The following is a 24335-nucleotide window of genomic DNA, read 5'->3' on the forward strand; positions in this document are numbered from 1 at the left end:
GCTATGCAATTAACATTAAACGGTATTCAGAAAAAAGAGGATTGGAAGGCTGCAAACATTGCGCTTCCTACCTACGATATAGAAAAAATCAGAAAAAACACAAAAGAAAATCCTGTATGGGTACACTTTGGTGCAGGCAATATCTTCCGAATTTTCATGGGCGGTCTGGCTGACACTCTGCTGTCTGCGGGGGAAATGCAGACAGGAATTGCCTGTGTGGAAACCTTTGATTTTGATGTTATTGATAAAATCTATAAGCCCTTTGACAATCTGGTACTGGCTGTCACTTTAAAATCAGATGGTTCTATGGATAAAAAGGTGCTGGGCTCTCTTACGGAGGCTTACAAGGCAAGCCCTGATTTTCCGGAAGATTGTAAGCGTTTAGAAGAAATTTTTATCAATCCTTCCTTGCAGATGGTTTCTTTTACCATTACAGAAAAAGGGTATGCCCTAAAAGATTCAAGCTCTGCCATATCCCTTGTATGCGCCTTGCTTTACAAACGTTACAAAGCCAATCAAGCGCCCCTCGCCCTTGTATCTATGGATAACTGTTCCCATAACGGTGAAAAACTGCAAAAAGCTGTTTTAGATACGGCAAAAGAATGGCAGGAAAAGGGTTCTGTAAAGGAAGGATTTCTGTCCTATCTTTCGGACGAGAAGCGAATTTCCTTCCCTTGGACCATGATTGATAAAATCACACCAAGACCTGCGGACTCCGTCTGCAAGACTTTGGAAAGAAGCGGTGTAGAAAATATGAAGCCTATGATTACTTCTAAAAAGACTTACATTGCTCCCTTTGTAAATGCAGAAGCTCCGCAATATCTGGTAATCGAAGACAATTTTCCAAACGGCCGACCTCCTCTGGAAAAAGCAGGTGTTTATCTCACAGACAGAGACACTGTAAATAAGGTGGAGCGAATGAAGGTAACCACCTGTCTGAACCCGCTCCATACAGCCTTAGCTGTATATGGCTGCCTTCTGGGTTATACCTCTATTGCAGATGAAATGAAGGACTGCGAGCTGAGCAAATTCGTGCATGAAATCGGATTAACCGAAGGCATGCCTGTGGTTACAGACCCCGGTATTTTATCTCCCTCTGCCTTTGCAGACGAAGTTATCAATGTCCGGTTTCCCAATCCTTTTATGCCGGATACCCCGCAGCGAATTGCAACCGATACCTCACAAAAAGTGGGAATTCGCTACGGTGAAACCATCAAGGCCTACATTAAAAAATACGGAACTGCAAGCAAACTAACAGCTATTCCTCTTGCCATCGCAGGATGGTGCAGATACCTTATAGGTGTAGATGATAAAGGAAATCCCTTTGAGCTTTCTCCCGACCCTATGCTTCCCATGCTGACTCAATCACTCAGAGGCATCGAAATAGAAAATCCAAAGTCTTATTGCGGTCAATTAAAAACCATTCTTTCAGATGCTTCCATTTTCGGAGTAGATTTATATAAAGCAGGAATTGGAGAAAAAATCGAAGAAATGTTTATAGAAGAAATCGCTTCCCCGGGAGGCGTCAGAAACACATTAAAGAAGTATCTAAACACTGAAAAATCACTGTAAACAGCTAAAAGACTGCCGCATCGGAAATGATATCCCATACGGCAGTCTCATCTAATTAATATGTATTTAATTCGGCATTTGTTTGTCTATAATTTTAAATTCTTTCCACATAAACCAAGCAGAAAATACTGCTGCAATTCCGTCCGCTACGGGAGCAGAATACATAACACCGTCAATTCCCATGAAAATCGGAAGGATAATCAACAAAGGCAGCAGAAAAATAATCTGTCTTGTAAGAGAAAGAAACACGCCTTTTCCCGATTTTCCGATGGATGTAAAGGTATTTGCAGTAATCGGCTGTATTCCGTTAATAAAGGTGAAAAACAAATAAATACGGAAAAATTTCTCTGCAAAAGTAAAATATTCTTCGCTTCCCGAACCGAAAATAGAGATAATTTCTCTCGGAAAAATTTGAAACAAAAGAAACGCTGCCGTAGAAATAAGAATGGCCGCCGTGAGCGCTTTTTTATAAGTTTCTTTTACTCGTTTTCCGTTTCCCGCACCATAATTAAAGCTGATAATCGGCTGTATTCCCTGAGAAATCCCAATAACAATCGCAAAGAAAATCATACCTACTTTTGATATAATTCCCGCACATGCCATGGGAATTTCGCTTCCATAAGAGGATTGTCCGCCATAATAAGTTAAGGTGTTATTCATGACAATCTGCACAATCATCATTGCCATCTGATTAAAAAACGGAGCAATTCCAAGAGTTAAAATCGGAAGCCATGACGCCTTAGAAGGCAGCAGCGCTTTCAGCGGAATGTGCACTGTTTTAAACTTTGCCAGATAGCCCAAAACCATAATTCCTGAAACTACCTGTCCGATAATGGTTGCCCATGCCGCACCTGCCATTCCCATATCAAAGGTGAAGATAAATAACGGGTCTAAAATTGTATTGATAATCGCTCCTGCCAATGTACAAATCATGGAATATTTTGGACTTCCGTCTGCCCTGATAAGGTTACTTCCACCTGTGGTTACAATAAGAAAAGGAAATCCCAAAGAGGTAATTCCTGTATAAGTCAGTGCATAATCCAACACATTATCGGTTGCTCCAAAAGCAAGCATCATAGGTTTTAAAAACAGCGTTACCACAATCGTAAGAACCACACCTGCCAGAAGCATCATGCCAATGGCTCCTCCTGCAAAAGAAACCGCTTTTTCCTTCTCCTTCCTTCCCATTGCAAGGTTAAAATTAGCTGCGCCTCCAATTCCGCACAGAAGCGCCAATGCAGTACAGGTAATGGTAAGAGGAAAGGCTACGTTTGTAGCTGCGTTTCCCAACATTCCCACGCTTCGTCCAATAAAAAACTGGTCTACAATATTGTAAAGGGAGCTGACCAGCATTGCAATAATACTGGGGATTGCAAACTTCATCAGTAAGCTTCTGATTTTCTCTGTTCCCAGAGGATTTGTATTTTTATTTTCCATACTCACACGCCTTTCTTTTCTTCTATGTCTTTTAAAACATCTTCTGACTGTACTGCCATTTTCTCAAGGCTTGACAGCAAAATGTCCTTTTCTTCTCCTGTTAAACACTGGGTTACCTGACTCCACCACTGAAACAAAAACGTTCTCAGCTTTGGAACGGTGTCTGCCCCCTTTTCTGTCAGATGGATTTCGTAACATCTTCCGTTTTTTTCCGATTTTTTGCGGATAATAAAACCTGTCTCTTCCAGCCGTTTCATTGTTCTGACTGCCAGAGCCTCATCCACTGCCAACGCTTCACACATTTCCTTCTGACTGCTTCCTGAATGAATTTCCAAGTAAAGCAGAAAATTATAACCGGAATAACCTATTCCCAGCTCTTTCATTTTTGAAATCATATATTTCTGTTCTCTGCGATGCAAAATCGCAATGCTCTTACCCAAAGCTCTGTTTTCCATAATCCGCTCCTTTCTTGATAAGTCAACTGATATTTTAATTTCTTATAATTGATTTGTCAAGTATTTAATTTCATAAGAAAAATTTTTCCGTGGAATTAAAAGAAGACTGCCAAATAACAGTCTTTCTTACTCCTTGCTTTATTTTTTTATACTATGTTTTTCTAACAGTTCTACAATTTTCTGCGCTGCATTTTTATCTACATAAATCTTTTGTGCTGCTTTCATCTTCTGAATTTTCTCCGGATTATTTAAAAGTTCTATTCCTTTTTCTACCTGTTTCTCTATTGTTCTCGGTGCAATGGACATTCCATATTTCACAAAAAATTTCTTATTTTCTGTTTCACATCCCGGTATCGGTGAGGTATGTACAATAGGAATACCGGAAACTGCTGCCTCAGTAGAAGTTAATCCTCCCGGCTTTGTATACAGAATATCACAGGCTTTCATATATAAGGACATTTGCTTTGTCTGCCCTACAATATGTATGTTTTCATGGTGTTGATAATCCTTCTTCATCTTCTGAAAAATCTTTTTATTATTTCCACAAATAACAATAATTTCATCGGAAGCTTCCAGTTTTTTTTCCAACTGTATTGTCATTTTTTCTAAATCACCTGCCCCCATACTTCCGCCCATAACAAGAAAAAATCTTTTGTTTTTTGGTAGTTTTAAATACTCTCTCACCTTATCTTTTTCCGCTGTTTTTGTAAATTTATCACTGACCGGAATACCTATGGAAAGCAGCTTTTCTTCCGGTATTCCACGCTTTTCACAAACCTTTGCAACATCCTCATGAGGTACTATATAGTAATCACACCTGGTTTCTTCCCAAAAAGGAATACAGGTATAATCTGTCATAATCGCTGCCATCAACGGCAATTCTATCCCCTGTCTTTTCATATAAGTAAGGGTTTCCGAAGGGTATAAATGAGGCATTAAAAGAGCGTCAAATTTTTCTTCTTCCAAATATTTCTGCAAATATTTTCCCATTTTGGCATTGACATAATAGACAGGAGATTTCTTCGTTATCCTGCTGATTACCATGCCCAGCTTATAAACTGCTCCAAAAACATGGGGCGCTGTTTTTACCGTATTTACATACACATCTCCCACTGTCTGAGACACTTTTTGTCCCGCTAAGGTAAGATAATCCAACAAAATTGCTTCATGTCCTTTTGCTTCCAGCGCCTCCTTCATTGCCAATCCTGCTGCATCATGTCCGCCTCCTGTTTTACAGGATAAAATTAAAACCTTCATCGATTTGCTCTCCTAATTCCAAAACATATTTGTCTTTCTTTTCTGTTCTTTAAATCTGCGCTATGCTTATCTACAATCACAAAGGAAATCAACATATTTCCTATACACAAAGCGGGCGCCACCTTACAAATCAAGGCACTGACTGTCCAACAAATATAGGTAATCAGTGTCCGATAGCTGTGCGGGTTAATCCGAATAACCACAGAAAACAGCAGATACCAGAAAATCAAAAGCCACAAATTTGTCAAGAACGGATATAAACCAATAAGCACTCCAAAGGAAACCGCAATTCCCTTTCCTCCGTTTTTCTTTCCTCCTGCTAAGGGAAAAGCATGGCCAAATACCGGCGCTGCCATAATAAGCGCAAAGCCCATAAACTCTGTTCCCAAATGTTTTCCTGCCATGTATACGGGCAATAATCCCTTCAAAATATCTCCTAGCAAAACTAAAATTCCGCACAAAGCTCCGCCACAGAGAAAGGCGTTGGCAGTTCCCGGATTTCCATCACTGCTTTCTTTTCTCACATCAATTCCCTTAATAAGTTTCGGCACTGCATATCCAAACATCAGGCTTCCTGACAAATAACCTAATGCAATATAAAATATGTATTCTATTAACATTGAGTTCCCCTTCTGTTTTTCACATTTGTATAATGGGGTATTCTACCACATTTTGAAGTTCTCTTCATCTGTTTTTTTGAAACGTTCTTTACATTACCATAAATAATGTTCCGATAGTAATCAGCCCACAGCCTATGAGGGACTTTATTGTAAGCTTTTCATGTAAAAATACTACTGCCAAAATAATTGTAATTACAACACTTAACTTATCAACAGGCACAACCTTCGATGCCTCTCCTATTTGCAATGCCCTGTAATAGCAGAGCCATGACGCCCCTGTGGAAAGCCCTGAAAGAATAAGAAAAATCCAGCTTTTTCTGCTTATTCCACTTATTCCGTTCTGTGCGTTCGTTAAATACACCATTCCCCACGCCATAATTACCACAACAACAGTTCGGATTGCTGTTGCCAGATTAGAATTTACTCCGTTAATTCCCACTTTTGCAAGGATTGAAGTAAGCGCTGCGAAAATTGCAGATAATAAAGCAAAAACAAACCACATACGTTCTCATCTCCTATTTTGTAAACATTATCACGTGTAAACATTATACCACATTTTACCCCAATCATTCATCTGCTTTTATTGACCTCCCTACACAAAAAGGTGAGAGTCTATATCTCCCACCTTTCGTAATGCCTATTTATCTACTTTACAGAAGCATCATCTTTTGAAATTCCTTTTTCACTGCCTGTATCAATTTGATTTGCAACTCCGTTTCTTACTTTTTCCAAAATGCTTTCCCTATCCAGCCTAGCTTCTTCACTTATTGTAGATAACTCTTTGTGATTATCACTTAATGGGATGGAAGAATTGGGACCGGAAACTAAATTTCTTCCGTCTTCCTGTGCATAAACATAAAATACATATTCATTTCCTTCTACTGGTAAAGTATCACTTTCATACAGGTCACAAAATTTTCCGTCCTTTGTTATTCCACCTTTTTTTGTTATGATTATTGGTTCTTCCTGAGAGAGTTCTCCTTTTAAATTCTCTATCACCTCAACGCTGTATTTTGTATATGGTTTGGTTAATTCTGTCTGTGTACCATCTTCATTTTCCTTCATGACAGGCCATTTATAATCAACCCCTAACTCATCCACCACTTTTCCTATCATAACATAATCTGCATTTCCTGCCAGTTCTTCATAGGAGTACACATCAATCGTATAACACCCCATCACTTCAGAAATTTCAATTTCTTTTTCTTTATTTCCACAGCCTGCCAAAGATAAAACAATACCCATACATACAAATAATATTTTTGATTTCATAACACAATTCTCCCTTCTCAATATTTCCTATACGCAGCATCATAAGACTTTTTATCATTTTCTGTCAGTTCTGTTACATTGCTGAATTTAGACATAACATCTTTTCGTTCATTATGCCCTAACCCAAGAGCATGTCCAAACTCATGCATTACTGTATTCAATCTACCCGCATCATCGTCTTTATCCATATTATAAATATTAAATCTTATTGTCCCATTCTTAGATGTTTCTCCCCATAAAGTATCCTTATCATCATAATAATCAGATATAGTTACATCCTTCATTGTAGATACTGTATCTTTACGGATTATCCCCTTTTTATAGGCATTCCATTTCTTTGTAGCAGTTGTAATATAACTCGAATATTTTGTTTTTCCACTCCAATCCAGATGCTTTCCACTGTCAACCAAGTCCCATGTAATCAATGACACTGTATATTCCCATCTACCGTCTGAAGAAAAATAATAGTCTTTAAATTTTTTAGTTTCTTGATCCCACATATTGTACTTTCCGGTTATCATAACTCCATTTTCGTTCAAATAATATCTCTCGCCCTTCATATAAAGCCAACCTGTATACATTTCACCCCATTGGTCCATATAGTACCAATATCCGTCTACTTTTACCCAGCCGGTACACATCGCTCCCCATTGATCCATATAATACCAATGTCCATCTACTTTTACCCAGCCTGTGCACATCGCTCCCCATTGATCCATATAATACCAATGTCCATCTACTTCTATCCAACCTGTACACATCGCTCCCCATTGGTCCATATAATACCAATGTCCGTCTACTTCTATCCAGCCTGTGCACATCGCTCCCCATTGGTCCGTATAATACCAATGTCCGTCTACTTCTATCCAGCCTGTCACCATCCAGCCTTCTGCATCAAAATAATACCACTTACTATTTATTTCCTCCCATCCATTGCAAGTATATGTACCATCGTCATGCCGATACCACCATTTTCCATTGTTTTCTTGTATCCATGTTCCGGAAATCGTAAAAAGTGTTATCCCGTTACTTTTATAAGGTTCATCAATTCCATCTATACCATTACAAAATTCTTTCTCATAGTTTATAGTAATATTTTTCTCAACTATTCCGTTATCTGAATTTTTATCACTTTCTTTTGCCTTTCTTATATCATTACTTCCCTGAACTGAAACCGAAATCACTAATAAACACATTACTGCTGCTATAAATATTTTTTTCTTTCCCATATTTCCACCTCTCACTATTATAAATTATACCTTAGTAATAAATCCAATCCATCGGCATCCCCTCCTGATATAAAATAGGCACTGAAATCTCTCTATAATACAATTCAGTGCCTATCTACTTATGTTTTATATTTAATTATTTTACTTTTATTAAATTATAACAATTTTTATGTGTTTCTGCAAATATTTTTTTGATTTTTTAATAATTTAAAATTATTTTTGTGTATATTTTTATAATTATTTTTATTTTACAGAAATATCATCTTTTGAGTTTCTTTTTTCTCTGTCTGTTTCAATTTGATTTGCAACACCGTTTCTTACTTTTTCCAAAATGCTTTCCCTATCCAGCATAGCTTCTTCACTTATTGTAGACAATTCTTTCCTATTATCGCTTAATGGAATGGAAGAATTGGGACCGGAAACTAAATTTCTTCCGTCTTCCTGTGCATAAACATAAAATACATATTCATTTCCTTCTACTGGTAAAGTATCACTTTCATACAGGTCACAAAATTTTCCGTCCTTTGTTATTCCTCCATCTTTTGATATGATTATTGGTTCTTCCTGAGAAAGCTCTCCTTTTAAGTTTTCTATCACCTCAACGCTGTATTTTGTATATGGTTTGGTTAATTCTGTCTGTGTGCCATCTTCATTTTCCTTCATGACTGGCCATTTATAATCAACTCCTAACTCATCCACCACTTTTCCTATCATAACATAGTCTGCATTTCCTGCAAGCGCTTCATAAGAATGCACATCAATCGTATAACAACCCATCACTTCAGAAATTTCAATTTCTTTATTTCCACAGCCCGCCAAAGACAAAGCTATGCCCATACATACGAACAATATTTTTGATTTCATAACACAATTCTCCCTTCTCAATATTTCTTATACGCAATATCCTAAAACTTTACCAGAATGTTCACTTTACAGAAGCATCATCTTTTGAAATTCCTTTTTCACTGCCTGTATCAATTTGATTTGCAACACCGTTTCTTACTTTTTCCAAAATGCTTTCCCTATCCAGCATAGCTTCTTCACTTATTGTAGATAACTCTTTGTGATTATCACTTAATGGTATGGAAGAATTGGGACCGGAAGCCAAATTGCTTCCGTCTTTCTGTGCATAGATATAAAATACATATTCATTTCCTTCTACGGGTAAAACATCACATTCGTGCAATTCACAAAATTTTCCATCCTTTGTTATTCCTCCATCTTTTGATATGATTATTGGTTCTTCCTGAGAAAGTTCTCCTTTTAAATTTTCTATCACTTCAACGCTGTATTCTGTATACGGCTTAGATAATTCTTTTGGTGTGCCATCCTCATTTTCTGTCATGATAGGAAATTCATACTTAACCCCTAACTCCTCCACTACTTTTCCTATCATAACATAATCCGCATCTCCTGCCAGTTCTTCATATGAGTACACATCAATCGTATAACACCCCATTGCTTCAGCAATTTCGATTTCTTTGCTTCCACAGCCTGCCAAAGATAAAACAATTCCCATACATACGAACAATATTTTTGATTTCATAACTCATTCCTCCCTTCTCTCTTACCTTTATACTACGGATTTCAGTCACAATATCTCACCTTATTTTAATAATCTCTAAAATCCAGTTTTTACAATAATAGCTGAAATTCAGTAATTCCTCTACGTCAAGTCCTGAATGATACTACTTCAACTATGATAAAAAAATGCAGACAGTTACCAAAAACCGTCTGCTGCAACCTGTAATTTTCGTATTTTAGAGAAGAAAATGAAATTCACTTTACACCGCTTTGCTTAACCTGCTAGTGATGCCAAATTCCATTCTCTAAATCAAAATTTATATATCTCCCTTTAATCTAACCAATGACTTTTCAGCATCAAAACCTTTAGGATATCGCTTTTTCAGTTTATCAATATTCGCCTGAAAAACCTCCTCAAGAGAAATATCTAACGCCGTAGCCGCCTCCGCTAAATACCACGCAATATCGCCAAGCTCGCTTTTCAAATGTTCTTTATCTAATTCATGTCCTTGCGCCATCCACTTTTTCACAATGTCAATGGCTTCTCCTGCTTCTCCGCACAATCCCATTACACTGTTAATTAAAACTTCCCTTTTATCAAGTTCCGGATTAAGTGTAGTCATTGCTAATGTTTGATATTCATTCACATTCATTTTCTTTCCTTCTCCAATAAATTCTTATTTTTTCTTATAGTTTCTTATAATTACGAAAACACCAATTACCAGTAAAACAATACCCAAAATAACACTAATTGTCACCGGAACATTGCTGATTTTGCCGGCAACATAAATAGAAGTCGGTCCATCTGCACCGCCAATAATAGATATGGCTGTATTTTCTTTTAGCCTTAACACAATACCAAATAATGCTGCTATAATTCCGATTATAGCTAAAACAATACCATGGATTTTTTTCATTTTCCTCTCCTCCTGTTTTATCATTATTCCGGTTTCTCACTATTACATCTATATTCACATATACTTCTCATTCACATTTTTTACCCATTATATACATGGGAAGAAAAATGCTGCAAAAAAATGTTACTAATAATATGGCTGCTCCACTACTATTCCATCCTTTTGGCATTATACTTCCCATAAAAAAATTGATAATAGGTAAGCTTATCATGGATAAACACATAGAAATACGGGTTGTCCTTACAATATATTTCCAATTACGATTATTAAATTTAACACCTACCATATTCATACGAAATGCACCATCATGTACAAAATTGACACTATTTTCGTCATAAAATCGAGGCAACTTAATTTTTACAAAACAACAAAAGTATCCTCCAAATATAGCATACAAAAGCAATGTTATTCCTAATATTTCTAAGCATGGTCGCTTTGTTATACCATTAAAAAAAGTTCCAACACTGCCTGCTAAAAAAGATAAAATATATAGAGCAATCCATTTTTGGTGACTTTTCTCTTGATATGCTCTTTTGGGATTTTCTTCTGAATAAGTAATTACCGTTTTAACAATCTTTTCCACCTTATCTGTTTCTAATGTATCACCTTGTTCCATTTTTTCGCACATTAGAAGTTCCGTAACAGAAACACCTAATAAATTTGCCAATGGAACTAATAAGGCTGTATCCGGTATACTCACTCCGCTTTCCCTTAGTTAAAGATATGAACCCTCTTTATCAATCTACTTTTCCAATAAATCGGTAGTATATCTCTATTTCCTGTATTCTTTCGTTCTCCTCATTCGTTGTTGCCTCATGAATAAGGATTTTTTCTATCATTGCATTTAATAATGGTGCTGTCAGTTCCTTTGGTACGGAATACTCCTTGATTAACTCAATCCACTTTTCAGCACCTATCATATCCTGTTCCATTTTACTTAATTCTTCTCTTAGGTTGGTTATCTGCTGTTCCAGTTCTATCTGCTCTTTTTGATATTTCCCCGACAGCATGATGAAGTTTCGTTCCGTTATCTTCTCACAGGCTCTATCTTCATACATTTTCGCAAATAAACGGTCAATCTCATTTTGTCGGTTCTCGGCTTTCCTCAAGGCACTTGCCTTTTTCTTCTTTTCCCGTATTCGCTCTGCATTGCCGACTTTCTGTATCTTATGCAATACCTTTTCTTCGTCCTGCTGTACTGCCTTAGCCCAATACTGCAATCGTTCCAATACAGCTTGATACAGCACGTCATAACGAATGTAGTGCATAGAACAATTACCTTTACCAAACTGCCCGTAGTAACTGCAAGCATAATAACTATACGGTGTTTTATTTGCCTTATTTGTCGCAAACCTCATAGACCAACCACAATCCGCACACTTGACAAGCCCTGCAAATATCGGCGTTGCCTTTTCCTTTGTCTGTCTACGCCTTGATTTTATCTGCTCCTGTACACGATAGAACACTTCCTTGTCAATAATCGGTTCATGCGTGTTTTCTACTCGAAACCATTCGCTTTCGGGTTTTCGTACTTTCTTCTTGCTTTTGAAAGAAATGGTTGACTGTCGATTATGAACGCTGTTCCCGATATAGACTTCACTTTTCAATATCGCCTTTACATGAGCAATCGTCCACTCATAACGCTTGCTTTCGGGCTTTCCCTCAAAGATATGAGCAAAAGTACCATACCTTGTAAAATTCAGCCAAGACGCTGTCGGGACTTTTTCTTCTCGCAGTATTTTTGTGATTTTTGCACTTCCGTAACCTTGATAAGCTAGGGAAAAGATTTTTTCAATAATCCATTTTGTTTCATCATCAATCAACAGTTTCCCTTTGATGTCGGGGTGTTTCTTATATCCTAACGGAGCATAAGCCCCATAATACGCACCCTCTACAAATTTTGTCTTAAACGCTGATTTCACTTTACGGCTCGTATCTCTTGCTACCCATTCATTGATGATGTTCTTAAATGGTGCAATCTCACTTTCGCCTTTTTCGCTGTCTACACCGTCGTCAATCGCTATGTAACGGACATTATGGCTGGGAAAATACAATTCAGTATATTGCCCTGTCATAATATAATTTCTGCCAAGTCGTGATAAGTCTTTTGTTACAACACAGTTGATTTTTCCTGCCTCTATATCCTCAATCATTCTTTGAAAGCTCGGTCTTTCAAAATTTGTTCCCGACCAGCCGTCATCAATATATTCATCAATCACATTCAAATGATGTTCTTTTGCATATAGACGCAACATACTTCTTTGTGTGGTAATGCTGGAACTTTCGCCCTGTAATTCATCATCTCGGCTTAACCTAAGATAAAGTGCAGTATTGTAAATCTGTTGTTTCATTGTCAGTTATCCTCCTTTATAACTAACCCGTGTTTACAATACCTGCTTGCAAGTAAAGTATAACACGGGTACTTTTTGTCATTCAATCTATTTCTTACAACTGCACCGATTTTATGCGATTGTCTGCTTTGCTTTTTCCAACATGACATCCGTTAGAAGTTCTTCCATTGTCTTTCCCTTTTCGGAAAAATGCTCTTTTACAACAATCTTTGTCTTTCCTCTGTTGCCAATGCCACACTTGCCATTTTTCTTTTGAATTGTTTTTACAGCATTATCAATAACACATACCCCCTTTCTGTAAAATCTTTCTAAGCAATTCAACGGCTTTTGTCATAGCCCACAGGAGTTCCACCTCTGCATAGTTCTTATGTAGCCGTACCCATTGCGTGCGACGCTCTGAACGCTCAAGCTGTGGCTGTACGGGAGTATCATTATCTGACAGCACAGGTCATAGCGATAAAAGAGGACAAGTCTTTTACAAGAACACAGATAGGTTATCGCTCGCTTTTGCAGGGGAAAGGTCATGGCGTATCTGTTTCAACGGCTCGCTGTCTGTCAAACGTATTGAATTGCTTTATTCAGTTGTCAAAGAACGATTGAAAGAAGAAAATCATCTTTCCTATATACCGCGTTGGAAAAGAGGAGAAATGTAACTAAAATTCAAAACTTTTTCCCTTTTTCACTACTATCTGTACAGCAAACGTCCATTTGCTAAGTTGAAATAGAAAAATTTTAACTTCTTTTCATGCACCATATAGGGATAGCAAGTATCGGTTTGCTAAGTTGATGATGAAAAAAGATTGTTTTTCTTTCCACGCCCTAACTCCCCATACACTACCGTTCCTGCCAAAAATGGAATGAAAGATTTTCTTTGCTCCATATAGGGAACGGAAACTACGGATTGTTAAGTTAAAAATGAAAATAGTTTCTTCTTTCACACCATATAAGGACAGCAACCACCGATTTGATGACCTGTTTTCAAAAAAAGTTTCGATTTTCTTTCCTCGCACCATATAAGGAATAGAAGTCTTATTTTGTTGCAGGTTTTTCAAAAAAATTTCAATTTCTTCTTACATTCCGTATCTGTACACCAAAGGAAGATTTTATGACCTTATTTAAAAAGTTAGATTTCCTTTCCTCGCACCATATCTGTACACAAGTAGCCGTTTTGTTGCAGATTTTTTGAAGAAATTAAAAAATACCGTCATTCCTTTGTGGAACAGCGGTATCTTTCTCAATCATATCTGCTATATCTGTTGTCATTTGTTTGATTTTTAATTCCTGCTTTTCTGTTAGTCTTGTATGCCTGTCGATTTCTTCCAGATACTTTGCTCCTGTTTTCTTTTCAATCTCTTTTATCATCAATAAAGAGGGCATGACCTGTCTTTCTAACCAGCGTTTTGTTTTATCCATATTGACAGCAACAGGTGTCATAATAAATGGAAGTGAAGTCGTTACATTATCTAAAAATATATCCCATAAAATATAATCGGGAAAATCTATTTGTGTGAGGATAAGATTTGCTATGGTCTGTTCGGGATTTCTTGAAAAAACAAGTTGTTCTATCGTTTGTTCTGCTTTTCCATTTTTCAAACGAATTTCAAAGCGGTTCTTAATGTCTGTTTTTATGCCCTTGCTTTTTTGTTCCTTTTCTTTTTCATACAAGCAAAAGTAAATAGAACTACTCTTTGAACCAATATAAAAAGTTTTTGCAGTATCTCCATTTGTACCCGATAATTTTCCGCTGTCTACTGCTTCATGGGTTCTTGAACGTTTCCATACCTTGTTGGCATAATAGCGTTCCCTTAGAATTTCTATATCCAGCAATCCGCCCATATCATTGATTGCTAAATCTATACGTTTAAAAACGCCTTGATAATCTATACAACAGCTTAAAAAGGAATACCAGTCTATCCCTCTTGCCTGTAAAACATATTCCAAGTTCCGACACCCCATACCTCTTAATTCTAATAAAACACCCATAGAACTATCTTTAGAAGCATTTACACTAATATCCCCATAGATATACTGTTCTTCATAACCAAACATTCCATAATCTTCATGTATAAAATATTCGCTTTTCATTGCCAGTACATTTTTTATAATCTCCAATGCGTCTGTGGTAGGAAAACGAACACGCAGATAGTCAATCGTTAAAGTGAAAGGCTGTGTACAATTACAATAATCAAGATAATGTAGAAGTATATGTTTCATTTCTTTACTGGCTTTTGTTTTTCCGTTTTCAATTTCATTTAAGTTCTGCCTGCTGATTTGTAGTTCCAGTGCCAGTCGTGATTGCGAATAATCACAGGCATTTCTCTTTTGTTTTAATGTTTCAATAAATTTTATATCATTCATGCTTTATTCCTCCAATCAAAAAAGGCATATACTCATAGGAGCATACACCTTGTATCTTATATTTATTTTCTATTGATATGCTGTTTTAGACCTGTCGGGTAAAAAGAATAGGGTGTGAAGTGAAATAAGTTCTTATAACTTTATAAATCGTTGCATATCAGCAGTTTTGTATTTGTTTTTGCTCTTGTCTTTTGTAATAGTACCCCCCTGTTAGATAACGGGGGCTTGATGTTCGCTCGCAAGCTCGCTCAACTGCCGAAGTGAACCAGCCACTAAAAACGGCGGAAAAATCTAAGAGATTTTCCCACCGCCGTGTCTGGATCACTCCGTCTATGCTCTTTTACCGGCTTTGAATATGCAAGTAATATTTCTTGCTTTAAAGTATAGTTCTATTTCTTTTTTTATGTCCTCAATCTCTGCTTGTGGAAAATTAAAATCATCTAGCCAAATCATCATGCTATCATTTTCATCAGGTACTGCTTCAATGATGGCTTTGTAGATATGCGTTTCATCTTTTATTGCAAGAAGATAATCGTACATATGAACATTTTTCATAGCTATCGTATATTTTTTATTATTGTTTTCATCTATCTCATTTAAGTTTTTTTCTTCAAACTTCATTTTGTTATAGGTATACCAAAGCTGCCATATTAAAATTACAACCATAATTATATCGTATATAATCCAAGAACTTCCTAAGCATAGTGGCAGTAAAATGCATAAGATAATGACAAAAGGTATCATCCATAATGTTCTTCTAAATTTACCTTTATAATTCATATTCCAGTAAATAATAGATTTATCTTTTTTATTTGATGTATTTGTTTTTTGCTCTGCTTTTTCAATAACTACTGGGCATATTTTATGTAGCAAATTTGATATTTCTGTTTGACGAAGTTCATCAGCAGTTTGTTTGTCACTAGGAGATAGATATTCTTCACCATTAAAATATATAAACCTAATTTGTTCATAATTCCAAACAGGGCTTTCGTGTAAATAATATATTTTTTCAACTCCGTGTCTTGGAAAAAGACGACCGTTCATAACTACCCAGTTTTCACTAATAAGGACAGGGAAATATTTTCGTAATATATTGTGCTCAAACAATACTTTTTCAAAACATTCACCTTGTAGAGATTCCTTTAATTCCTCTTTTGTTTTGATATGATTTAATACAGGTACGCAGTGATAAGATAATTTAATATATCGCCATATCTTGCGTGCTGTAAAAATAGTGATGAGCCAAAATAAAACTGTGAGGAATATAAATATACCACGAGGATCGTTAATAGTCATAAAGACTCCTCTTACAGCATAAAATAGGCAAAAAAGCCAAATTACTCCTAGTAAAATTTTTTTCAATGGAAAGAATCTAAGCCATTCTATCTTTGTTAAAAAATTTAATTGTGAAGTTTGTAAATTTTCTTTAGCTTTACTGCTTTCATCAGCGATTTTTTCTGTTAGCTGTTTTCTAATATATTGAGGTAAATTAGCAAGTATAAATATCAGTGCAACAGCGATAATACCATACATCATTTCTCATCCATCCTTTTTAAATTAATTTTAACTTCTTTTGATTTTGCTATTTTAACAATTACATTTCCCTTTATATGAAGATATAAATTATCTTTACCTCTGAAACTTCAAATTCTTGTATTACTAACATCAAACAAATTCACATTTTTAGTTCTACAAGCTGGAATTTGTTACTCTTTTGTATCGTAAATAATTTTGCCCGTAAAGTAAATTGAAATGTCCATTTGAACTAAATCTTCTGTTTCTAAGATAGATAAATAACCAGAATACAATACTTGATTATACCCATATAATTCATTTACAATTTCAAAGCTATAGTTTTTGTATCTCTTTATAAAGTGTTCCAGTTCTAATTTCTCACCGTTGAATTTTCCATAGTTTCCCCATTTGCTCTGCAACATCACGCAGGTACAATCAAAATCCACACCTTCGATTGTGATGTTTCCCTCGACCTGTTCAAAAGGTTCTGTAAGTTTTTCATATCCGTCCTCAAATTCAAGTGCTATTGTTTGATCTTGAATTATAATCTTTTTGACTCGCATATCATGCAGACTATATGGAATGGGCGGATTGTGTTTATATTCTGTCCTCATGAGACCTCCCCGTCAAATTCTAATTTATCGTTCTCTATAATATAAATTATATCACGCTAGAAATGAACAGTCATTCTTTTTCAGTTATCTAATGAAAATTTATTAGATATAGAAAAAGACACTATATTTCAAGTGCCATTCTCTTATACACCAGTATTCTGCAAGCAGGTAAACACAGGTTATTCCTTAATATCCTTTTGTTTGGGAAACTCCCGTTTCCCACTTGCTAATTGCTTTATCTGATATAAATAATTCTTTTGCAAGCTCTTTCTGAGTAACACCTTTCTCTTTCCGCAGCTCCGCCACAAATTTTCCAAACCTTTGCTTGTCAATTTCAAACATTTCTACCACCTCCGTATGCCAATTTTATCTTAGAACACACAAATTGACAATCGAACAGCTGGAGAATTGGCCATTTCCTCAGAAAATCCTCTTAATAATCAAACGTATGCTTATCCACCTTAATCGTAGTGCTGATTTTCTCATCTTTATAAGGCTTTCGGATTTCAATCAAGTTCAATACTGTATAGCCTTTTGAGCGTAAAAATTCTATCATTCTGTCATTATTGGGATGCACATAATTAAAAACGGTTTCCTGTCCCATTGACTCGGCAATTTCTTCTGCTTTTTGAAACAGCAAAGAAGCAATACCTTTTCTTCTATAATCATGGCTTACAAAAAGATGTTCTACCCATAAAACCTCATCTTCAATCCTGCATACAAGATATCCGACAGCTTTTCCATCCTCTTTTGCAACAAAAACAGGATATTGAGCTTTTAAAAAATAAAGCAAATCTTCTTTTCCTTCTTGAATATCCGGTCGAGCTTCTATGCCTTTATAAGAATTTAATTCCACTCGAAAGTCAGCAACTAACGTCGCTGTTTCATCTACATTATTTTCGTCAATCTGCAATATAACCAAAATATTTTTTCCCCTCAAATTATTCTGTAATCCACTTCTTAGACCACTCAAACAGAGTTTCTGACATCTTTTGAAAATTAGTCAGACCTCCGCTCTTTAATTCCAAGAATGTATGAACAATCACTTGCTCATCTGGCTCAACTATTTGAAGCAATTTTTTCTGTTGACAAACATATCTTCCTGTTTGTTTAAAACAGATTGCCTGTACAACAAAAGAAGCTGATTTATATAATCCTCTCAAAATTTCCTCACTTTTTTCGTACAGCATATTATGTACACAGCCATGATAGATATTGCATACCCCAATTTTAATTGCTCTGTTTACAGCAGCCGTATCAAGCAGTACCAATAATTCATCAAGACTTCCTTTGATTGGCTTTGTATCGTTATAAAATTGGAAAAGGTCAGATGGTTCCCAATGTAAAAGTTCTTGTTTTCCTGACAGGAAACCGCAAATCTGTTCTCGATTGGATAACGTATCTAACATAGCATTATATTTTTGAATATCCAAAACAGAGACTTCATCAAGTATTACAACCATATCAATATCACTTGTTTCTGTTGTTTCACCACGAGCGTAACTTCCCTGTAATCCGACAAACCATATCCGCTCTCCAAAGTTCTGGGTCAAGACTTGTAAAAACTTGTCTGTCCATGCAGAAATATCTATCATAATAATCACCTCACGAATTTAAAAATTTATTTATTTCTGTTATTCTAGCATATTTTCTAATTTCCAGCATCACTTTTCCAAAAGTTTAAGGGCGTATTGTACTTACACAATACACCCTCATAATCTTATTCCAAAAGACAGTTTATATCATATTGCTTGTACTCCCATAAAGACTTTTCTATACTCCCTTTGTACTCCCAATTTTCTAATGCTGCCCGATATTTCACATCATTTTACGATATTTTTGATTTTCCGCAACGCCTCTAAAACACCGCATTAAAACGGTGTTCCATCCAGATTATACGGTGTCACCTGATAAACATAATAATTCAGCCAGTTTGTATACAGATTATTGGCATGAGAACGCCACATAAGAAGCGGTTTGTTCTCTGCATTATCCTCCGGATAATAGCCTTTTGGCATTTCAATCGGAAGCCCTTTGCTCAAATCTCTCTTATATTCTCCGTCAAGCGTCACTCTGTCATATTCCGGATGTCCCATGACAAAAATCTGTCTGCCATCCTTTGCCATAGCCAGAAATACACCGGCTTCCTCAGACTCTGCCAGAACTGTAAGCTCTTTACAATTATGAATGTCCTCGGCAGATACCTCTGTATGTCTGGAATGTGGCGCAAAAAACACATCATCAAACCCTCTTACCAAAGGAATTTTTCGGTTTTCCACTTTATGAGCAAAAATCCCAAAAACTTTTTTATCCATTTTTCTTTTTTGTAAGCCGTAATGATAATACAAGCCCGCCTGTGCTGCCCAGCAAAGATAAATCGTAGAAGTTACATTCTTTTTAGACCATTCCATAATTTCTGTCATTTCCTGCCAATAGTCTACTTCTTCAAATTCCATTTGCTCTACCGGAGCACCTGTAATAATCATACCATCAAATTTATGCTCTTTTACTTCCTCAAAGGTCTGATAAAATTTGTTTAAATGGCTGGTAGCTGTATTTTTGGACACATGACTGCTTACCATCATAAAAGAAACGTCTACCTGCAAAGGCGTGTTAGACAGAGAGCGCAAAAGCTGCAATTCTGTTTCTTCCTTTAAAGGCATCAGATTTAAAATCAAAATCTGCACCGGACGGATGTCCTGATGAACCGCTCTTTTTTCATCCATGACAAATATATTTTCTTTTTCCAGTATTTCTTTTACCGGTAAATCACTTTGAATTTTAATGGGCATTTCTCTTTCTCCCTTTCTTTTTTCTACATAAGCGGGGCAAACATACGTAAAATCTTTCCTGTAATACGCATTGCCAGTTTCTGACGTTTATAATCAGACGGCTGCATCTTAATACACTTTTGCAGCGTTGTCTGAAAATCTTTTTCAATTTCTAAAATCTGTGAATTTTTATACATCATTACACCACATTCAAAATGGTGGAACAGACTTCGATAGTCCAGATTAACCGTTCCGACTACTGCTTTTTCATCATCTGCAACAAAAATCTTTGCATGTACAAAGCCCGGTTCATATTCATGAATTTCCACTCCCGCTTCCAAAAGCTCGTTATAATAGGTCTTTGCCACAGCAAATGCAGCCTTTTTGTCAGGAATATGCGGCATAATAATAGATACCTGCACACCTCTTTTAGCAGCGTAGGTAAGAGCCATCAGCATTTCATAATCCAAAATTAAATACGGTGTCATAATATGTACATAATCCTTTGCCGTATTCAGGATATCCAGATATACTTTTTTACCCACACGCTCTTTTCCAAAAGGACACACCTCATAAGGAATGAGATATCCGTCACTTGGCATGGTAAAGTTCGCCGGTGTCTTGTATTGCTCATAATTCTCTTCTTTTGTCTCAGAAACATTCCACATTTCTAAAAACATATATGTAAATCGTTCTGCTGCCTTTCCGGTAAGCTTCACGGCTGTATCTTTCCAGTGTCCGAAACGCAGCTTTTGATTAATATATTCATCTGCCAGATTTGTTCCTCCTGTAAAGGCAACCTTTCCGTCAATAACCATAATTTTCCTATGGTCTCGATTGTTATAATGTGTGGAGAATACAGGTTTAATAGGCGCAAACATCTTACAGCGAATACCCTCCGCCTCCAAAAGCTTTGGATAAAAGTAAGGCAAAAGTGCCAGTACGCACATACCATCGTACATAACACGTACCTCCACACCTTCCTTTACCTTTTTCTTTAAAATCTCCAAAATGCTGTTCCACATGTTTCCTTCTTCTACAATAAAGAATTCCAAAAAGATAAACTTTTCTGCCTTTTCCAATTCTTCCAGCATATCCGGAAATTGCTCGTCACCAAGAGGATAATAAGTCACCTGTGTGTGGTCATAAACAGGACAATTATCATATTCCTCCATATACTGAACAAAATGCCCCATCTGGGAATTTTCCTCTTTCAGGCGATTTTTCACTTCTGTATTTTGTGGTGCGTACTGTCTGGTAAATTTCGAGAGAAACTGCAAGCGCCTGAAAATCATTTTTGTTCCCAGCTGGGTTGCCACATATAAATAGAAAAACGCTCCAAAAACAGGGAAAATAACCAGCGGCAGCATCCACACCAATTTAAAATCAGGGCTTTCATTACTGTTAAAAAGATGTAAAACCACGCTGACGCTCAATATAACAAAGAATAAGTAAAAAACATAGCTATAATCTCTCAGCCAAATATAGGTTACCGCCAACAGAGCAAACTGAATTAAAAACGCAAATATTACAAACAGCGTTCTTCCGAATATAATCTTTTTAACTCCCTGAATTCCTTTTTCTTTTATTTCTTCTTTTTTCATACGTTTTACATACCTGCCATTTTCATAAAATCATCTTCTGATAAAATTGGAATACCAAGCTCTTTTGCTTTTTTGTTCTTTGAAGAATTTGACGTTGTATCATTGTTAATCAAATAATGTGTTTTTGAGGTCACACTTCCTGTTACTTTTCCGCCTCTTTTCTCAATTTCTTCCTTTAGCTGCGCTCGGTTTGCAAAATGTACCACACTTCCCGTAATAACAAATTGCTTCCCTTCCAAAGACAGATTTTCTTCTCTTGTTACCTCTTCTAGTTCTAAATGAGACAACAAATGACGGAACTTCTTTAAATTTTCTTCATTTGCAAAATATTCTGTATAAGCTTTTGCAATTACCGGACCAATTCCTTCTATGCTGCTGATTTCTTCCTCATTGGCTGCAATCATTTTCTCAATATCATATTGAAGCTCCTTACAGATAAGCTTTGCATTTGCCAGACCGATGTTGGCAATCCCCAGACTGTACAGCACTCTTGGTAAAGTTGTGTGCTTTGCCTTCTCCAGACTGGCAATCAGGTTTTCGTAGGATTTTTGTCCAAATCCCTCCATCTCTAAAATTTCATCTTTATATTTTTCAATTTCAAAAATATCGCCGAAATCACGAATAAAACCTTTTAAGATAAATTTTTCCAATGTAGCTTCTGATAAGCCGTCAATATTCATGGCATCTCTGCTTACAAACAAGGTAAAGGATTTAATCTTTTTCGCCTGACATTCTTCGTTCATACAGTACAGCGCTTCCACCTCATTTGTTTTTATCACTCTGGCTTCTTTTTTACATACCGGACATATTTTCGGAATTTCCAAATTTCCGCTTCTTGTGAGATTTTCAGCAATTTGAGGAATAATCATATTTGCCTTATACACCTGTATTTTATCCCCAATTCCCAACTGAAGCTCCTTCATAATACTGATATTATGCACACTGGCACGACTGACCGTAGTTCCCTCCAGCTCTATCGGCTCAAAAATAGCCACTGGATTAATCAATCCTGTTCTGGAAGCACTCCACTCAATTTCTTTTAAAACAGTTTCTCTGATTTCATCCTTCCATTTAAACGCATACGCATTTCTCGGAAATTTTGCGGTGCTTCCCAAAGACTCTCCATAGGCAATATCATCATATAAAACTACAAGTCCATCTGAAGGAAAATCATTTTTCGATACCTGATTCGAGAAATAATCCATGGCTTCATCCAGCGTTTCTCCTGTAACAACACGATATTCCACAACATCAAAGCCCTGCTCCTTCAGCCAGCAAAATTGCTGTTCCCGTGAATTTTGAAAATCAACGCCCTCTGCCTTTACCAAAGAAAACGCATAAAAATTCACATTTCTTTTTGCTGTGATTTCATTGTTCAGCTGTCTTACAGAACCGCTGCACAAGTTTCTGGGATTTTTGTACTTGGCATCTACATCTTCTATCTGTGCATTGATTTTTTCAAAATCAGAATAGGTGATAATTGCCTCTCCTCGCAAAACAAGTTCTCCCTGATATGCAATCTGAAGGGGAATATTTTTAAAAACCTTTGCATTTCCCGTAATAACTTCCCCTACGGTTCCGTTTCCTCTTGTTACCGCTTTTTGCAGTTTTCCCTCATGATATGTCAATACAATGGTAAGTCCGTCCAATTTCCATGAAAGTAATGATTTCTGCTCTCCGATAAACGCCCTTAATGCTTCTATATCTTTTGTTTTGTCAAGGGAAAGCATCGGGCTTTCATGAGCTTCCTTCGGCAGCTCATCCAATGCCTCATATCCTACGGAAGCTGTAGGACTTCCCGCTAAGGTAACACCTGTTTCTCTTTCCAGCTGTACCAGCTCATCATACAGCTTATCATACTCGAAATTGCTCATTATTTCTCGGTCTTCCTGATAATAGGCTTTTGAAGCCTCTGTCAAAAGTTTCAGCAATTCCTTCATTCTTTTCATTTTATCCATTTCTTGAAGCCTCCTGCCTTTTCTGTTTTCTTACCTTGGAAGGATTTCTATATTTCCCTGCATTCTTCACAGGTTTTTTCCCTTTATGAAAATCTGTTTCCTGCCTTTTCTCTGCTTTTTCTGAAATCTGCCTCTTCAACTCATCCAGTTCTTCCTTGGTTGCCTCACGATAACTTCCTATCGGAAGATTTCCCAACTCAATGTTCATAATCCGAATTCTCTTTAATTTTACAACCTCATATCCCAGATAATTGCACATGCGCCTGATTTGACGATTTAAGCCTTGCGTAAGAGTAATCCGAAAAACCTTTTCACTTTCCTTTTCCACCTTACACTTTCTGGTGATTGTTCCTAAAACAGGGACACCCTCTCGCATACTCTGTAAAAACTCCTCTGTTACAGGCTTATCCACTGTCACAAGATATTCTTTCTCATGATAGCTGCCTGCTTTCATAATCTGATTTACCAGCTCACCCTGATTGGTCAAAAGAAGTAATCCTTCCGAGTCTTTATCCAATCTTCCTGCATAATACACTCTAATTGGATAGTTAATATAAGAAATTACATTTTTTTTCACATTAGGATTTGCCGTACACTCAATTCCCTTCGGCTTATGAAAAACCAAAAGCACTTTTTTTTCTTCCCGCTTTATAGCTTTCCCATCTACTTTGATTTCCTGAAAGTCTTCTACCTGCATCCCCTGCACAGCAGGCTTTCCATCCACTAAAACACGTTTTTCTTCTATTAAACGGTCTGCTTCCCGTCTGGAGCATACACCGGCATCACTTAAATATTTATTTAAACGCATGAACCTCTCCTTCGTTTTCTGACAGGAATACCCCAATAACGCTTACAGATTTTCCATAAATCGCTATCAGGGT

Annotated in this window: 25 protein-coding genes and 1 pseudogene; 2 read left to right on the forward strand and 24 right to left on the reverse strand. The window is 36.6% G+C overall.

The features are described from left to right. The first annotated feature begins 3 nt into the window (after positions 1–3). On the forward strand, positions 4–1572 hold the full coding sequence (locus CGC63_RS11465; RefSeq protein ID WP_003019538.1) for a mannitol dehydrogenase family protein: 1569 nt from the start codon (positions 4–6) through the stop codon (positions 1570–1572). Positions 1573–1638: 66 nt separating this feature from the next. Here the strand turns inward: CGC63_RS11465 and CGC63_RS11470 are convergent, their stop codons facing one another. The 14 genes from CGC63_RS11470 to CGC63_RS11535 form a co-directional block, all read right to left on the reverse strand. Next, positions 1639–3009: an MATE family efflux transporter gene (locus CGC63_RS11470; protein WP_003019537.1), complete on the reverse strand. Its 1371-nt coding sequence runs from the start codon at positions 3007–3009 to the stop codon at positions 1639–1641. Between the two features lie 2 nt (positions 3010–3011). Further along, positions 3012–3464: a MarR family winged helix-turn-helix transcriptional regulator gene (locus CGC63_RS11475; protein ID WP_003019535.1), complete on the reverse strand. Its 453-nt coding sequence runs from the start codon at positions 3462–3464 to the stop codon at positions 3012–3014. Between the two features lie 138 nt (positions 3465–3602). Next, positions 3603–4721, reverse strand: a complete 1119-nt coding sequence (locus tag CGC63_RS11480; RefSeq protein WP_003019533.1) for an MGDG synthase family glycosyltransferase — start codon at positions 4719–4721, stop codon at positions 3603–3605. After that, complete coding sequence (locus CGC63_RS11485; protein WP_003019531.1) at positions 4718–5341, reverse strand: glycerol-3-phosphate acyltransferase; 624 nt, start codon at positions 5339–5341, stop codon at positions 4718–4720. Before CGC63_RS11485 ends, CGC63_RS11480 begins: the two co-directional genes overlap by 4 nt. An 88-nt stretch (positions 5342–5429) precedes the next feature. After that, positions 5430–5843: an EamA family transporter gene (locus tag CGC63_RS11490; RefSeq protein WP_003019529.1), complete on the reverse strand. Its 414-nt coding sequence runs from the start codon at positions 5841–5843 to the stop codon at positions 5430–5432. 143 nt (positions 5844–5986) lie between these two features. Then, positions 5987–6613 (reverse strand): hypothetical protein, encoded by a 627-nt coding sequence (locus tag CGC63_RS11495; RefSeq protein WP_009246419.1) that lies wholly within the window; start codon positions 6611–6613, stop codon positions 5987–5989. A 17-nt stretch (positions 6614–6630) separates the two neighbouring features. Further along, positions 6631–7842: a matrixin family metalloprotease gene (locus CGC63_RS11500; protein WP_003019525.1), complete on the reverse strand. Its 1212-nt coding sequence runs from the start codon at positions 7840–7842 to the stop codon at positions 6631–6633. 243 nt (positions 7843–8085) lie between these two features. Further along, positions 8086–8706 (reverse strand): hypothetical protein, encoded by a 621-nt coding sequence (locus CGC63_RS11505; RefSeq protein ID WP_009246420.1) that lies wholly within the window; start codon positions 8704–8706, stop codon positions 8086–8088. A 61-nt stretch (positions 8707–8767) separates the two neighbouring features. Continuing rightward, positions 8768–9388: a hypothetical protein gene (locus tag CGC63_RS11510; protein ID WP_009246421.1), complete on the reverse strand. Its 621-nt coding sequence runs from the start codon at positions 9386–9388 to the stop codon at positions 8768–8770. A gap of 295 nt (positions 9389–9683) precedes the next feature. Beyond that, positions 9684–10019: a nucleoside triphosphate pyrophosphohydrolase family protein gene (locus tag CGC63_RS11515; protein WP_003019519.1), complete on the reverse strand. Its 336-nt coding sequence runs from the start codon at positions 10017–10019 to the stop codon at positions 9684–9686. 24 nt (positions 10020–10043) lie between these two features. Beyond that, a complete protein-coding gene (locus CGC63_RS11520) occupies positions 10044–10283 on the reverse strand; it encodes a sodium ion-translocating decarboxylase subunit beta (protein ID WP_009246422.1) in 240 nt (79 codons plus the stop codon). Between the two features lie 67 nt (positions 10284–10350). Next, complete coding sequence (locus tag CGC63_RS11525; protein ID WP_003019517.1) at positions 10351–10983, reverse strand: hypothetical protein; 633 nt, start codon at positions 10981–10983, stop codon at positions 10351–10353. Positions 10984–11020: 37 nt separating this feature from the next. Continuing rightward, positions 11021–12634 (reverse strand): recombinase family protein, encoded by a 1614-nt coding sequence (locus CGC63_RS11530; protein ID WP_003019515.1) that lies wholly within the window; start codon positions 12632–12634, stop codon positions 11021–11023. Positions 12635–12745: 111 nt separating this feature from the next. Continuing rightward, the gene (locus tag CGC63_RS11535; RefSeq protein ID WP_002303258.1) at positions 12746–12955 is read right to left on the reverse strand and encodes a hypothetical protein; all 210 of its coding nucleotides are present in this window, start codon (positions 12953–12955) and stop codon (positions 12746–12748) included. Positions 12956–13045: 90 nt separating this feature from the next. Here CGC63_RS11535 and CGC63_RS11540 point away from each other — a divergent pair, with 90 nt between their 5' ends. Continuing rightward, entirely contained in the window at positions 13046–13234 is a 189-nt protein-coding gene (locus tag CGC63_RS11540) for a hypothetical protein (protein ID WP_003019506.1), read from the forward strand. 591 nt (positions 13235–13825) lie between these two features. Here CGC63_RS11540 and CGC63_RS11545 read toward each other — a convergent pair. From CGC63_RS11545 to CGC63_RS11590, 10 genes and pseudogenes are all read right to left on the reverse strand, one after another. Continuing rightward, entirely contained in the window at positions 13826–14992 is a 1167-nt protein-coding gene (locus CGC63_RS11545) for an XRE family transcriptional regulator (RefSeq protein WP_003019503.1), read from the reverse strand. A gap of 330 nt (positions 14993–15322) precedes the next feature. Then, positions 15323–16528: a hypothetical protein gene (locus CGC63_RS11550; RefSeq protein WP_003019501.1), complete on the reverse strand. Its 1206-nt coding sequence runs from the start codon at positions 16526–16528 to the stop codon at positions 15323–15325. Between the two features lie 170 nt (positions 16529–16698). Next, on the reverse strand, positions 16699–17121 hold the full coding sequence (locus CGC63_RS11555; RefSeq protein WP_003019499.1) for a hypothetical protein: 423 nt from the start codon (positions 17119–17121) through the stop codon (positions 16699–16701). A gap of 204 nt (positions 17122–17325) precedes the next feature. Further along, positions 17326–17463, reverse strand: a pseudogene (locus tag CGC63_RS11560) (helix-turn-helix domain-containing protein); the annotation flags it as partial. Positions 17464–17554: 91 nt separating this feature from the next. Further along, positions 17555–18043, reverse strand: coding sequence for a GNAT family N-acetyltransferase (locus CGC63_RS11565; protein WP_009247730.1), 489 nt, complete (start codon positions 18041–18043; stop codon positions 17555–17557). Between the two features lie 19 nt (positions 18044–18062). After that, positions 18063–18716: a nucleotidyltransferase family protein gene (locus CGC63_RS11570; RefSeq protein WP_003019493.1), complete on the reverse strand. Its 654-nt coding sequence runs from the start codon at positions 18714–18716 to the stop codon at positions 18063–18065. A 276-nt stretch (positions 18717–18992) separates the two neighbouring features. Beyond that, a complete protein-coding gene (gene metA, locus CGC63_RS11575; protein ID WP_003019491.1) occupies positions 18993–19913 on the reverse strand; it encodes a homoserine O-acetyltransferase MetA in 921 nt (306 codons plus the stop codon). 23 nt (positions 19914–19936) lie between these two features. Continuing rightward, entirely contained in the window at positions 19937–21496 is a 1560-nt protein-coding gene (cls, locus tag CGC63_RS11580) for a cardiolipin synthase (RefSeq protein WP_089438709.1), read from the reverse strand. A gap of 5 nt (positions 21497–21501) precedes the next feature. Further along, a complete protein-coding gene (gene ligA, locus CGC63_RS11585; RefSeq protein WP_003019486.1) occupies positions 21502–23454 on the reverse strand; it encodes an NAD-dependent DNA ligase LigA in 1953 nt (650 codons plus the stop codon). Further along, a complete protein-coding gene (locus CGC63_RS11590) occupies positions 23447–24262 on the reverse strand; it encodes a pseudouridine synthase (protein ID WP_003019484.1) in 816 nt (271 codons plus the stop codon). Before CGC63_RS11590 ends, ligA begins: the two co-directional genes overlap by 8 nt. Positions 24263–24335 lie beyond the last annotated feature (73 nt).

It is taken from the genome of Blautia hansenii DSM 20583 (genome assembly GCF_002222595.2).
Classification (GTDB): Bacteria; Bacillota; Clostridia; order Lachnospirales; family Lachnospiraceae; genus Blautia; species Blautia hansenii.